This is a genomic window from Pseudonocardia sp. DR1-2 (assembly GCF_023717215.1).
Taxonomy (GTDB): Bacteria; Actinomycetota; Actinomycetes; order Mycobacteriales; family Pseudonocardiaceae; genus Pseudonocardia; species Pseudonocardia alni.
In genome coordinates, this window is the sequence record NZ_JAMQOF010000007.1 from 358,049 (window position 1) to 370,190 (window position 12,142).

The window sequence follows — 12,142 nt, forward strand, 5'->3', positions numbered from 1 at the left end:
GGGGGCGCGCTGTGCGCGCCCCCGGCCGTCGGTCACCTCACGCCTCGGTCCGGGCGATGTACATCGTCACCTCGGGCGCGCAGCCGATCTCCTCGAACTCCGGCGCCTCCCACTCGGTGGTCGACTCCATGCGATCACCTCCCTTCTCACAGCGTTCGGGTCCCCGGGGTCGGCCGGATCTACTGCTCGGGCAACGCGAAGCAGAACAACGCGTCGCCCGCGGCCGCACCGAGCAGGCCCGGCAGGAACCCCTCGACCCAGCCGCCCCACCCGGTCGGCACGGCGATGAACTGCCTGCCGTCGACCTCGAAGGTGGTCGGGCTGGAGTGGTGCCCGCTGCCGCACTGGAACGACCAGAGCTTCTCCCCGGTCGAGGCGTCGAGCGCGACGAACTCACCGGTCGGGGTCCCCTGGAAGACCAGGCCGCCCGCGGTGGTGAGCGTCGAGGCGCACATCGGGTACTCGTTGTTCCAGCGCCACTTCTCCTCGCCGGTGAGCGGGTCGATCGCGGCGACGAACCCGTAGAAGTCCTCGATGTCGACGGCGACGCCGGCGCCCCAGTAGGGGATGGACTCCTTGAACTCACGGCGACGCCGGGTGGCGGTCGCCCCGACCTCCTGGACGGGCACGTACATCAACCCGGTCTGCGGGTTGTAGGACATGTGCGTCCATTCCTTGCCGCCCGCCGGGCCCGGCCAGAAGTGCACCGGGACGCCCTCCTCGTCGGGATAGATCTTCGGCGTCACCTTGCCCTCGGGCGTGATCTCGCCCCAGGTGATCCGGTCGACGAACGGGAACACCCGCACGAGCTCGCCGTTGGTCCGGTCGAGCACGAAGAAGTAGCCGTTCTTGTCTGCGTGGGCGAGCAGCTTGCGCCCGTCCGGCGCGTCGAACAGGACGTTCTCCATCGTGGAGTCGTAGTCCCACAGGTCGTGCGGGGTGAACTGGTAGTGCCACCTGATCTCGCCGGTGTTGACGTCGACCGCGATCGTCGAGTCGGTGTAGAGGTTGTCGCCGGGGCGCACGCCGCCGTCGAAGTCCGGGGCCGGGTTGCCGGTGCCCTGGAACAGCAGCTCCAGCTCCGGGTCGTAGGTGGGCGTCACCCAGCAGTTCGCGCCGCCGCGCTGCCAGGCCTCGCCGTCGTCGGGCCAGGTCTCCGAGCCGGGCTCGCCCGGCTTCGGGACGGTGTAGCAGCGCCAGCGCCGCTCACCGGTCTCCGCGTCGAACGCGTCGAGGTGGCCGCGGACGCCGAACTCCCCGCCGGCGCTGCCGACGATCACCAGGTCCTTGACGATCAGCGGCGCGACCGAGCCGCTCTCCCCGGCGCGGACGTCGCCGTTGACGGTGTCCCACACGACCTTCCCGGTCGTGGCGTCGAGCGCGATGATGTGCGCGTTGAGCGTGTACATGTAGACCTTGCCGTGGCCCACGGCCAGCCCGCGGTTGACGTTGCCGCAGCACAGCGACACGTCGTAGGGCGAGGCGTGCTTGTAGCGCCAGAGCTCCTCGCCGGTCCTCGCGTCGATCGCCCAGGCGCGGCCGTCGGGGCCGGAGACGTACATGACGCCCTCGACGACGATCGGTGACGCCTCGAACGAGTAGGTGGACGCACCGGACTGCATCCCGACGGCGCCGGCCTGGAACACCCAGGCGGGCGACAGTCTGCGGATCGAGTCCTTGTTGATCTGGTCGAGCTCGCTGTAGCGCTGGCCGTCGTAGGTGCCGTAGTAGGTCAGCCAGTTCTGCGGCTCGGAGCGTGCGCCGCGGATCCGGTCGTAGTCCACCGCGGAGGTGGCCGGGGCCTCGCCCCGGACGTTGCTGAGCTGGACGTGCGGGATCGCTTCACCCGCGTCGACGTAGTCCGTCATCTCGGGATCCTTCCTACGGTCGCGGCTGCGGGGGACGGTCGAGCTTGGCGTGGTCGGGTACCTCGCCCCCGATGACGATGGAGCCGGTGAGACCGCGGCCCTCGTCGTTGCCGCTCGCGGAGCCGTAGTAGTACGTGCCCGGCCCGTCGAGGTTGATCTTCGCCGTGCCCTTGGAGTGGTTCACCAGCCAGATGAACTTCGGGTCGCCGTTGCTGGGCAGCACCGCGCAGTGGGTGTTCTTGTCGTCGTTGATGAGGGTCAGCTCGATGTCACCGCCGTGCGGGAGGATGAGCACCCCGGGCTCGTAGCAGATCTCGTCCTCCGGGATCCGGATGGTCGCCCGGAGCACGCCGTCGGGTCCCTCCTCGGCGTAGCCGATGGTCCCGCTGCCGAGCAGCCGACCCAGCGCGAGCCGGTTCTGCCCGTCGAGACCCGCGGCGGCCAGCTGTTCCGCGCGTTCGTCTTCGGTGGTCGTCATTGACACTTTCCTCCCGAGCGCAATTCGTCGGTGGGTACGTGATCACCTTCACACCGCACGGTGGTAAGCGTCAACCCCGTGCGTCCATCAATTCTGCGCCGACGATCATGAACGCGCGAGTTCGAATGCGGAATGATCTCCCGCGAGGGTCCCGGGCTCGGCTCGGACGATCTCCCCGCAGGTCAGGACCGGCTGTACGGGGTCGCCGCGTTGCCCGGAAACGATTTTCCGGGAACCATCGGAACACTTTCTGCGGACCGTGCCGTGGGGTCGTCCGGGAAATGGTGGGAAATGCGGGCGGGCGCCCCGGAAATCGTGGCCGCCGGAGATCGGTGACGTCGGTGCGGCGACAAGCACCGTCGCGGGGGCCGGGGCGGCCGTCCCCGCCGTGACGTGCGACGCCGCGCCCGGGTCGGCGCCGCGGGCTCCGGTGTGGACACCCGCGGTCCCCGCCCGCGGAACCGTCCGTGCCCATTCCGTGCAGGCCACACGGCCGGTCCCGGAGGAATGAAACACATGTTTCCCGAAAGGGCGGCGACCGGCGTGGGGGTGTCACCAGAACTTGATGCCCGCCGCCTTCAGCCGACGGCGGTGCTGCTTCACCGCGAGCGCGATGGCCTCGGGGGTGATGAGCCCGCCCCAGACCTTCGACGCGGTCTCACCCTGTTCGAGCAGCGCGTCGGCCTCCTCGCCACCCAGCTCGGCGCTCTGCACCACCCGCGCGCCGAAGCCGATGTGCCAGCGCTCGTCGCGCAGGACCAGCTCGGTCCCGCGGTGCACGCCCGGCAGCGGGACGGACAGCCGGTCCAGGGTCTGGAGCATCGCGTGCTGCCCGGCCAGCAGCACCACACCCTCGATGACCATGTGGTAGAGCCCGACCGCCCCGGTCAGTCCGGTGTGGTCCTCGGCGAGCCCACGGGCGGTCGCCGGCAGCCGGTGCTCGAACAGGTCGACGAGCTCGGAGCTCACCTCGCGTCGCAGCACGTCCAGCCGGTCGGCCGGGGTGTCGCCGGGGACGCCCAGCACCTGCGCGGCGACCAGGTCGAAGAACCGGGCGTGCCGCGCCTCGTCGCGGGCCTGGGCGCGGAACGCGGCCTGCATGGTGTCGTCGAGCGCCGCCGCCTGGTACGAGCCGAGCTGCCCGGCGACCGAGGCCTCGGCGATGCAGAAGCCGGCGACGAGCCCGCGCACGGTCGCCGCCTCGTCCGGCGCGAGCCGGGCCCACGCGTCGCGGTCCGGGCCCAGGTCGAGGTCGGTCTCGTCCCACTGCAGCGACTCGGCCAGCTGGACGAAGTGGTCGTATCCGGCGATCATGACCATGGTCTCGGTGTCCTCACCCCGGGAACTGTTCTCCCGGCTCCAACGGGCGGAAGTCCGACTTGGCGGCGCCGCAGATCGGGCACATCCAGTCGTCGGGGATGTCCTCGAAGGGCGTGCCAGGCTCGATGCCGCCGTCCGGGTCGCCCTCGTCCGGGTCGTAGACGAACCCGCACGGCTCGCAGATCCACAGGGACCGCGTGGCCTGGTCGGACATCGTCATGCTGCTCCCCACGGCGTCGTCGCCCACGCCCGCCGGTGGCCCGTGACCGGGTCCGGCGGAGGTGTCCCTCCGGCCCAGGGAGCCACAGTGTGAGCGGGGTCGCAAGCGGGCCCGGAGCCCCGTCGCGGGCACCGGTGACCGCCGCGCGTCCGGTCACGCACGGACGCGCGGCGCCCTCACCTGCGACGACGCGGTGTCCGTAGATCAGTTCCGGTCGGCGTCGGTGATCGTCGGAATCGGTGAAACACGTGTTCGCGCTCAGGCGCCGAGCGCGTCCCGGAGGAACCCGACCTGCAGGAGCAGCAGGTTCTCGGCGACGACCTCCTGCGGCGTCATGTGGGTGACGCCCGACAGCGGCAGCACCTGGTGGGCACGCCCGGCCGCGAGCAGCGCCGAGGACAGCCGCAGGGTGTGCGCGGCGACGACGTTGTCGTCGGCGAGGCCGTGCACGACCATCAGCGGGCGGTGCGGCCGGTCCGCGGTCGGCGGGGTCGCGGCGTCGTCGACGATCGACGAGCGGGTGTAGGGCTCGCCGCCCGGCATCCCGAGGTAGCGCTCGGTGTAGTGGGTGTCGTAGAGCGTCCAGTCGGTGACCGGCGCGCCGGCGATGCCCGCGTGGAAGACGTCGGGCCGGCGCAGCACCGCCAGCGCGGACAGGTACCCGCCGAACGACCAGCCGCGGATCCCGACCCGGCCCAGGTCCAGGTCGGGGTAGGCCCGGGCGGCCGCGTGCAGGGCCGCGATCTGGTCCTCCAGCACCGGTCCCGCCAGGTCGCCGTGGATCGCGCGGTCGAACTCCGGGCCGCGGCCGGGGGAGCCACGACCGTCGGTGACCAGCACGGCGAAACCCTGCTCGGCGAACCAGCGGCTGGTCAGGTGCGCGTTGCGGGCCTGCAGCACCCGCTGGGAGTGCGGGCCGCCGTAGGGGTCGAGCAGCACCGGCAGGCGGGTACCGGGCACGTGGCCGGACGGCAGGAACACCGCGGTGCGCAGCTCCCGCTCACCGAAGGAGTGCAGCACCGGGGCCGGGTCGAACCCGGGGTCGACGGCGTGCCCGGCGACCGGGTGCTCGGGCCCGGCGGCGGTGACGAGCACGGCGTGCGGCGCCGTCGCGAGGTCCTGGGACACGCGCACGGTGGTGCCCCCCGCTGCGGCGACGGCGTGCACCCCGGTCGTCGGCGTCACCGCGACCGGCTCGGACCCCGGGGTCACCGACCAGACGGCGACCGAGGTCGGCTCCGTCGAGGCGCGGAACAGGACGGTCTCGCCGTCGATGCCGACGACCCCGCGCACCTGCAGCTCCGGGCCGGTCAGGTAGGCGTCGCCGACGACGAGCCGGCGCGCCCCGCCGGAGTCCTCGGCCCGCACCAGCGCCCCGGACGCGGTGCGCGCCGGGACGCCCGGCACGTTCTCCACCCACACCGGGTCGGTCTGGGAGTGCAGCGTGGTGGTCCGCCCGGTCGCGGGGTCGACGGCCAGGGTGCGGACCTCGCGCTGGTCGCGCGGCTGGACCGACAGCAGCGGGCCGTGTGCGTCCCAGCCCGCGGTGGCGAGGTACTCGTAGGTCTCGTCGTCCCAGGTCACGGGGGTGCGGCTGCCGTCGAGCGCGACGACGACCAGCCCCACCCGGGCGTTCGGGGTGCCGGCGGCGGGGTAGCGGACCGTGGTCGGGACGCGGTCGGGGTGCGCCGGGTCGGCGATGTGCCAGCGTGCGACCGGCGACTCGTCGACCCGGGCGACGAGCAGCGCGCCGCCGTCGGGGGACCACCAGAACCCCCGGTGGCGGTCCATCTCCTCGGCCGCGGCGAAGTCGGGCAGGCCCCAGGAGACGTCGTCGCCGTCGGGGGTGAGCACGGCCGTCGTCGTGCCGGTCGTGAGGTCGTGCAGGTGCAGCGCGCCCGCGGCGACGAAGGCCACCCGGGTCCCGTTCGGGTCGATCCGCGGGTCCACCACGGCCTCGATCCCGCCGACGTCGAGCGGGCGCACGTCCGGCTCCCCGGTCAGCGCGACGGTGAACGGCCGCCCGGACAGTGCGAACACGGCGCGGGTGACCGCGGCGTCGGTGGTGTACCCGACGACGCCGCCCGCCTGCTCCCGGACCCGCTCGCGCCGGGCCCGCTCCGCGGCGGGCAGGTCCTCCTCGCCCGGCAGCCCGGGTACCGACGCCGGGTCCACGAGCAGCCGCTCCGCGCCGGTCGCGGCGTCGACCGACCACAGGCAGGTGACCGGGTCGGTACCGGACCGGCTGCGCAGGAACACCGCCCGCGACCCGTCCGGGGCGACGGTGAACCCGCGGGGGACCCCGAGGGTGAAGCGGCGGGTGCGGGCGTGCAGGCGGGGGAACGAGTCGGCCACGCGGCCGACGCTATCTCCCCGGCGTCACCGCGTGCGGGACGGCCGCTTCCCGGACGCCCGTCCGCCCGCCTCCTCGCAGCCGCGGGCGGCGAGCCGGTCGGCACGCTCGTTCTCCGGGTGCCCGGCGTGCCCCTTCACCCAGAACCAGGTGACGTCGTGGCGGCGGACGGCGGCGTCGAGCTCGCGCCACAGGTCGTCGTTCTTCACCGGCTCCCCGGCGGCGGTCCGCCAGCCGCGGGCCTGCCAGCGCGGCAGCCACTGGGTGATGCCGTTGCGCACGTAGGTGCTGTCGGTGTGCAGGTGGACGACGCTGCGCCGGGTCAGTGCGTCCAGCGCGCGGATCGGGGCGGTCAGCTCCATCCGGTTGTTCGTCGTGCGCTCCGGCTCGCCGCCGTGCAGCTCGCGCTCGTGGCTGCCGTACCGCAGCACCGCGCCCCACCCGCCCGGTCCCGGGTTCGGGACACAGGCTCCATCGGTGAAGATCTCGACGACGACGGACGGGTCGGCGGTGCTCACGGCCGGTGACGCTAGCGGTCGGCTCAGTAGAGCCGGTACGCCGCCCGGGCCGCGGTGAACCCGGCGCCGGTGCGGGCGTCGCGGCACTCGACGCCGGTCCGGGAGCTCACACAGGTGACGTCGCCCTCGGTGAGGTGTGTGCCGTAGTCGAGCACCGCCGCACCGGAGCCGACGGGCGCGCCGCCGCACTCGGTGCGGGCACCCGCCGGCCCGCCGGTGACCAGCGCCGCGTCCGGGCAGTCATCCGCCGACCAGGTGCGGGCGGTGACGTCGCAGCGGACGGCGCCGTCCCCGACACCGCCGGTGATCCGGCAGGAGATGTTGCCGGTCGGTGAGGTGAACGACGCCGGCGACCCGAATGCGGCCGGGTCGGCGGCGGTGGTGCCCGCGACCAGGTCCGCCGGCGCCGCCACCGGCGCAATACCGGTGCCGGACCCCTGCGGCGCACCGGGGTCGCCGGTGCGCTCGGATCCCACGTAGGCGGCGACGACCACCGCCGCGGCCAGCACGAGCGTCGCGGCCACGGCGATCGCCGCGGCCCGGTGCGGGACGGCGCCGCGCAGCCCGCCGTCGGGGAGCCGGGCCGCGGACAGCCGGTCGCGCAGGGCGTCCCAGCGGCCGGCGGGGGTCCCGGACGCGGCGTGGCCGGGCGGGTACACGAGCGGCACGGGCGCGGCGGCGCGCCCACCGCCCCGGACCGGTGCCGCCCGGGGCGCGGTGGGGAAGGGGGCGCGTCCGGGCGCCGGCACCGCGGTCCACGGCGCGTGCGGACCGGCGGCCGAACGGGGCGGGGACGGTGCGGCTCCGCCGGTCCGGTCGCTCCCGGCCCCGCCGGGACCGGTCCGCTGTGCGGGGACCCCGCCCACCGACCGCTCCTCGGCGGGCACGGCGGGCCAGGGCATCGGCGGGGTCCGCGGGCCCGGCCGGTTCCGGACGTCCACCGGCCCGGTCAGCTCGGTGGGCTCCGGTGCGGGCTCCGGCGGCGTCCCGGCGGGGTCGGTGGTCCCGTCCCCGGCGCGCGGGGCGGGGACCGGGCCGGGCGCGGGTGCGGCGGTGCCGGGGGCCGGGTCGCCGTCGGTGGGTGCGGCGCCGGTCAGCAGCGTCGTCGGATGCCCGTTGCGGCGGCCCTCCGGGCGCGCGGGGGTGCGGTCGTCGGCGTGGGGAGCGCTCATCGGTGCGGGACGCTAAGCGGGCCGACCGCCCCCGAACAGCGGCCGTTCGGAGCAGTAACGGCGGCCGGTCGCCTCGTCACGGTGACCGTCCGTGCACGACGACCGTCCGTCGCGCCCCTCCCGGCGGTCCAGCCGGACGCCGCCCGTCCCGTACCGGTCACCGCACGACATCGTTGCGATGTGCAATGGTGAGCAACGCCAACGACGGCGAGGGAGGCGGCGATGACCGAGGCACGGCCCACGACGGCCACGAGGGGACCCGCGGCAGTGCTGGAGTCGCTGCCGCTGTCGGGATGGCACCGGCGACTCGTCGTCCTGGTGGGGATCGGGTCGTTCTTCGACCTGTACGAGGTGTTCCTCGGCGGCGTGCTCGCCCCGATCCTGGCGCGCGAGTGGGCGCTCGGCCCGTTCGGCAAGGCGGCGGTGGTGTCGTCGGGCTTCCTCGGGATGTTCGTCGGCGCGGTCCTGCTGTCGATCGCGGCCGATCGGTTCGGCAGGCGCACCGTGTTCCTGCTGAACCTGCTGACCTACTCGCTGTTCTCGGTGGCGGCGGCGTTCTCGCCGAACCTGGAGACCTTCCTCGTGCTGCGCTTCCTCGCCGGACTCGGGCTGGGTGCCGAGCTGGTGCTCGTCGACACCTACCTGGCGGAGTTCCTGCCCCGGCGGGTGCGCGGCCGCTGGACGGCGTGGGCGTACACCGTCGGCTTCCTCGGGGTGCCGGTGGCCGCGCTGCTCGGCGGCCGGCTCGTCGCGGCGCAGTCGATCGCGGGCGTCGACGGGTGGCGCTGGCTGCTCGTCGCCGGGGGCCTGGGCGCGTTCTTCGTGCTGGTGCTGCGCCGCGTGCTGCCCGAGTCCCCGCGCTGGCTGGTCACCCACGGGCGGCGCGAGGAGGCCGCCGCCGTCGCGGCGGACGTGGCCCGGCGGGCCGGTGCCCCGGTCGACGGGGAGGTGTCGACGGCCGACTCCGGGGAGCCGCGCGCCGGCTCGACCCTCGCGGTGCTGCGGACCGCGTTCAGCGGGGTCCACCGCACCCGCACGGTGATGCTCCTGATCTTCCAGGTGCTCCAGACCGTCGCCTACTACGGTTTCGGCACGCTCGCGCCGCTGGTCCTGGTGGCCAAGGGCTTCGACATCACCGAGTCGCTCGGCTACGCCGCGCTCAGCTTCGCCGGGTACCCGCTCGGCTCGCTCGCCTCGGTCCCGCTGGTCGAACGGTTCGAGCGGAAGTGGCTGATCATCGCCTCGGCGCTGGCGATCGGCGTGCTCGGCATCGTGTTCGCGGCCGGGTCGACACCGCTGGTGATCGTCGGCTCCGGGTTCCTGCTGACCGCGGTGAGCAACGTGTTCTCCAACGCGTTCCACATCTACCAGGCCGAGATCTTCCCGACGACGATCCGCTCCACCGCGGGCGGGATCGCCTACTCGCTGTCCCGGGCGACGTCGGCGTTCCTCCCGTTCGTCGCCGTCCCGCTGCTGGCCACGGCCGGGCCGGTCGCGGTGTTCGGCGGCGCGGCGGGACTCATCGTGCTGCTGTGCCTCGACGTCGGCCTGCTCGGCCCGCGCTCCACCGGACTCGCGCTGGAGGAGCTGGGCTGAGAGGGCATCCTGACCGCGTGAGCCAGGCCCTGTACGAGATCACCGTCAACGCGCTGCTCGACCGCGACCGCCCGCTCACCCGGGCCGACTGGGACGCCGCCGTCGCCCGGGTCGGCGGGCACCGCGTGCCGCAGCTGCTCGCCGAGCTCACCGACGCCGGACTGGTCGGCGCGGACCTGCTGCCCGGGGCCGTCGCCGAGGCGTGGGCGTCCGCCGACCGGCCGCTGGACCGGCTCCCGGCGGCGCGCTGGCGGGAGCTGTTCGACGACGCCGGGCTGGCCCCGCCGGCCGTCACGGATGGGTCGTCGTGCCCTTGAGGACCTTGTCGACGGCGTTGCGCGGACCGTGCAGCGCCACCCCGACCAGGTCGAGCTCCTCGGCCCGGGCCGAGGCGACCACCGCACGGTTGTCGTGGTCGTTGCCGGTGGAGAACATCGCCGCGGTGAACACCGCCACCGGCAGCCCGCGGCCGACCGCCCGGGCCCGGCAGGCCGCGAGCGTCGCCGCGTCCCCGGCGCGGACGAGGACCGGCAGGCCGAGGGTCGGCAGGTAGGCGGTGCCGTCGGCGTCGGCGTAGGGCTCGCCGATCAGCTCGGGGACGCCGGCCGCGACCCCGGCGGCGAGGAACGCGGTCACGTTCGCGACCTGCCAGCCGAGCAGGTCGTCACGCAGCACGACGGCGACCTTGGTGGCGGGGCGTGCGGGGGAGGAGGGGAGCAGGGGGGAGAGGGTCACGTCGTCGATCCTCGACGGCCGGGCGCCCGCACTCTTGTACGTTCCTCACATGAACGGGGCCGGGCCGCGGGCGCCGGGCGAGGCCGTCACCGCCTGGCGGCCGCAGCGCGTGCCGGGCATCGCCGAGGTGCTGCACGCCCGCTTCGTCCGGCACCGGTACCCGCTGCACGCGCACTCCACGTGGACCGTCCTGATCGTCGACGACGGCGCCGTCCGCTACGACCTGGACCGGCGCCCGCACGGGACCGAGGAGGCCCCGGTGACGCTGCTGCCGCCCGGGGTCGCGCACGACGGACGCGCGGCGGGCGGCTCCGGCTTCCGCAAACGGGTCCTCTACCTCGACCCCGCCGCGCTCGACCCGGGGGCGGCCGGGACGGGCGGGCTGGTCGGCCCCGCGGTCGACCGGCCGGGCGTGGCCGACCCGGTCCTGCGCCGCAGGCTCGACGAGCTGCACCGCGCGCTGGTCGTGCCGGGGGAGGAGCTGCACGCCGAGAGCAGGCTCGCGCTCGTCGCCGAACGTCTCGCCCGGCACCTGGACCCGGCCGCCGGACCCGGCCGGGCACCGGCGGACGACCTGGCAGGCCGGCTGCGGGACCTGCTCGACGCCCGGCTGGTCGACGGGGTGACCCTCGCCGAGGCCGGGCGGTTGCTGCACGCCCACCCCGGCCACCTGGTCCGCACCTTCTCGCGGCGCTTCGGGCTGCCGCCGCACCGCTACCTCGACGCCCGCCGCGTCGAACGGGCGCGGTCGCTGCTGCTGGACGGGACCCCGCCGGCGGCGACGGCCGCGGCGGCGGGGTTCCACGACCAGGCACACCTGCACCGCCGGTTCGTCCGGCTGGTCGGGGTCACGCCGGGCCGCTACGCCCGCAGCGGCCCGGCGGTGCGCTGAGGGTCACCAGCCCCGCGAGCGCCACTCCGGGATGCTCGGCCGCTCGGCTCCGAGCGTCGAGTCGTCACCGTGGCCCGGGTAGAACCAGGTGTCGTCGTCGAGCCGGTCGAACACCCGCTCCTCGAGGTCGCCGATGAGCTGTGCGTTGTCCTCCGCCGACCAGGTCTTCCCCGGCCCGCCCGGGAACAGGCTGTCCCCGGTGAACAGGTGCGGCCGGTCCTCCCCGCGGTAGAGCAGCGCCAGCGAGCCCGGCGTGTGCCCGCGCAGGTGGATGACCTCAAGCTCGATCTCGCCGAAGGTGATCGTGTCGCCGTGCTCGACGAACTCGTCCATCGGGGCCGGCAGCTCCGGGGCGTCCTGCGGGTGGGCGATCAGCCGCGGCTCGAACATGCCCGCGATCGCGCCGAGCGCCTGCCAGTGGTCGGCGTGGCGGTGGGTGGTGACCAGGTGGCGCAGGTCCGGGCGCTCGTCGGCGGCGCCGACGAGGTCGGCGATGCGGGTCGGCTCGGCCGCCGCGTCGATCAGCAGCGCCTCGTTGCTCTGCTTGCACACGAGCAGGTAGGCGTTGTTGTCCATCTCGCCGACCGAGACCTTGCTGATGCTCAGGCGCTCGAGGTCGCGGCGGATGGCCGCGCCGCCCGGGTCGGTGTGACCGGTGTAGTTCTCCAGGACGTCCACGAGCGGGAGGGTAGCGGCCCGCACCGACATCCCGCGGTGGGGAGAACCCGCCGGTCGCACCCACGGGGCCGCTGACGGATCGAACGGACGTGCGAGTACCGTGCGCTGCGGACCGACCGGCGCGTCCCGGTGTGCATCCACCGCGCCGGACCGCCTGCGGAGCCGGCTCGACGGGCTCGCTGTCGGTGGGTCGACCTAGCATCGGCGGCGGACGTGGGGACGAACCTCACCGGCCACAGGTGCCCGGTCGCGGAATGTCCCCCAGCCCTGCGGGCGCTACGACGGGGTATCACCCGGACGGCACCGCCACCC

At 74.5% G+C, this 12,142-nt stretch carries 13 protein-coding genes; 3 read left to right on the top strand and 10 right to left on the bottom strand.

All coding sequences use genetic code 11. The features are described from left to right. Window positions 1-37 precede the first annotated feature (37 nt). The 8 genes from pqqA to ND486_RS22350 form a co-directional block, all read right to left on the bottom strand. Complete coding sequence (gene pqqA / locus ND486_RS22315) at window positions 38-130, bottom strand: pyrroloquinoline quinone precursor peptide PqqA (RefSeq protein WP_060712366.1); 93 nt, start codon at window positions 128-130, stop codon at window positions 38-40. Window positions 131-179: 49 nt separating this feature from the next. Continuing rightward, on the bottom strand, window positions 180-1,868 hold the full coding sequence (locus ND486_RS22320) for a PQQ-dependent dehydrogenase, methanol/ethanol family (protein WP_251786436.1): 1,689 nt from the start codon (window positions 1,866-1,868) through the stop codon (window positions 180-182). A gap of 13 nt (window positions 1,869-1,881) precedes the next feature. Then, window positions 1,882-2,346, bottom strand: a complete 465-nt coding sequence (locus tag ND486_RS22325; protein WP_251786437.1) for an MSMEG_3727 family PQQ-associated protein — start codon at window positions 2,344-2,346, stop codon at window positions 1,882-1,884. A gap of 552 nt (window positions 2,347-2,898) precedes the next feature. After that, on the bottom strand, window positions 2,899-3,660 hold the full coding sequence (locus ND486_RS22330; protein ID WP_251786438.1) for a ribonucleotide-diphosphate reductase subunit beta: 762 nt from the start codon (window positions 3,658-3,660) through the stop codon (window positions 2,899-2,901). A 19-nt stretch (window positions 3,661-3,679) separates the two neighbouring features. Beyond that, complete coding sequence (locus ND486_RS22335) at window positions 3,680-3,886, bottom strand: rubredoxin (protein ID WP_374231597.1); 207 nt, start codon at window positions 3,884-3,886, stop codon at window positions 3,680-3,682. Between the two features lie 258 nt (window positions 3,887-4,144). Continuing rightward, entirely contained in the window at window positions 4,145-6,241 is a 2,097-nt protein-coding gene (locus ND486_RS22340; RefSeq protein WP_251786439.1) for a prolyl oligopeptidase family serine peptidase, read from the bottom strand. A gap of 24 nt (window positions 6,242-6,265) precedes the next feature. Then, entirely contained in the window at window positions 6,266-6,757 is a 492-nt protein-coding gene (gene rnhA, locus ND486_RS22345; RefSeq protein WP_226356496.1) for a ribonuclease HI, read from the bottom strand. A gap of 23 nt (window positions 6,758-6,780) precedes the next feature. Then, window positions 6,781-7,929 carry a hypothetical protein gene (locus tag ND486_RS22350; protein WP_251786440.1) on the bottom strand — a complete coding sequence of 383 codons (1,149 nt, stop codon included), beginning with the start codon at window positions 7,927-7,929 and terminating at the stop codon, window positions 6,781-6,783. Between the two features lie 222 nt (window positions 7,930-8,151). Here ND486_RS22350 and ND486_RS22355 point away from each other — a divergent pair, with 222 nt between their 5' ends. Further along, window positions 8,152-9,525, top strand: a complete 1,374-nt coding sequence (locus ND486_RS22355) for an MFS transporter (RefSeq protein ID WP_251786441.1) — start codon at window positions 8,152-8,154, stop codon at window positions 9,523-9,525. A gap of 17 nt (window positions 9,526-9,542) precedes the next feature. After that, a complete protein-coding gene (locus tag ND486_RS22360) occupies window positions 9,543-9,842 on the top strand; it encodes a hypothetical protein (RefSeq protein ID WP_251786442.1) in 300 nt (99 codons plus the stop codon). On the opposite strand, the gene ND486_RS22365 is transcribed toward ND486_RS22360, so the two are convergent. Beyond that, a complete protein-coding gene (locus ND486_RS22365; RefSeq protein ID WP_251786443.1) occupies window positions 9,817-10,260 on the bottom strand; it encodes a DUF2000 domain-containing protein in 444 nt (147 codons plus the stop codon). The genes ND486_RS22360 and ND486_RS22365 overlap by 26 nt on opposite strands. 49 nt (window positions 10,261-10,309) lie before the next feature. Here ND486_RS22365 and ND486_RS22370 point away from each other — a divergent pair, with 49 nt between their 5' ends. Further along, window positions 10,310-11,152 (top strand): AraC family transcriptional regulator, encoded by an 843-nt coding sequence (locus ND486_RS22370; protein ID WP_251786444.1) that lies wholly within the window; start codon window positions 10,310-10,312, stop codon window positions 11,150-11,152. A 3-nt stretch (window positions 11,153-11,155) separates the two neighbouring features. Here the strand turns inward: ND486_RS22370 and ND486_RS22375 are convergent, their stop codons facing one another. Next, entirely contained in the window at window positions 11,156-11,830 is a 675-nt protein-coding gene (locus ND486_RS22375) for an MBL fold metallo-hydrolase (protein WP_251786445.1), read from the bottom strand. Window positions 11,831-12,142 lie beyond the last annotated feature (312 nt).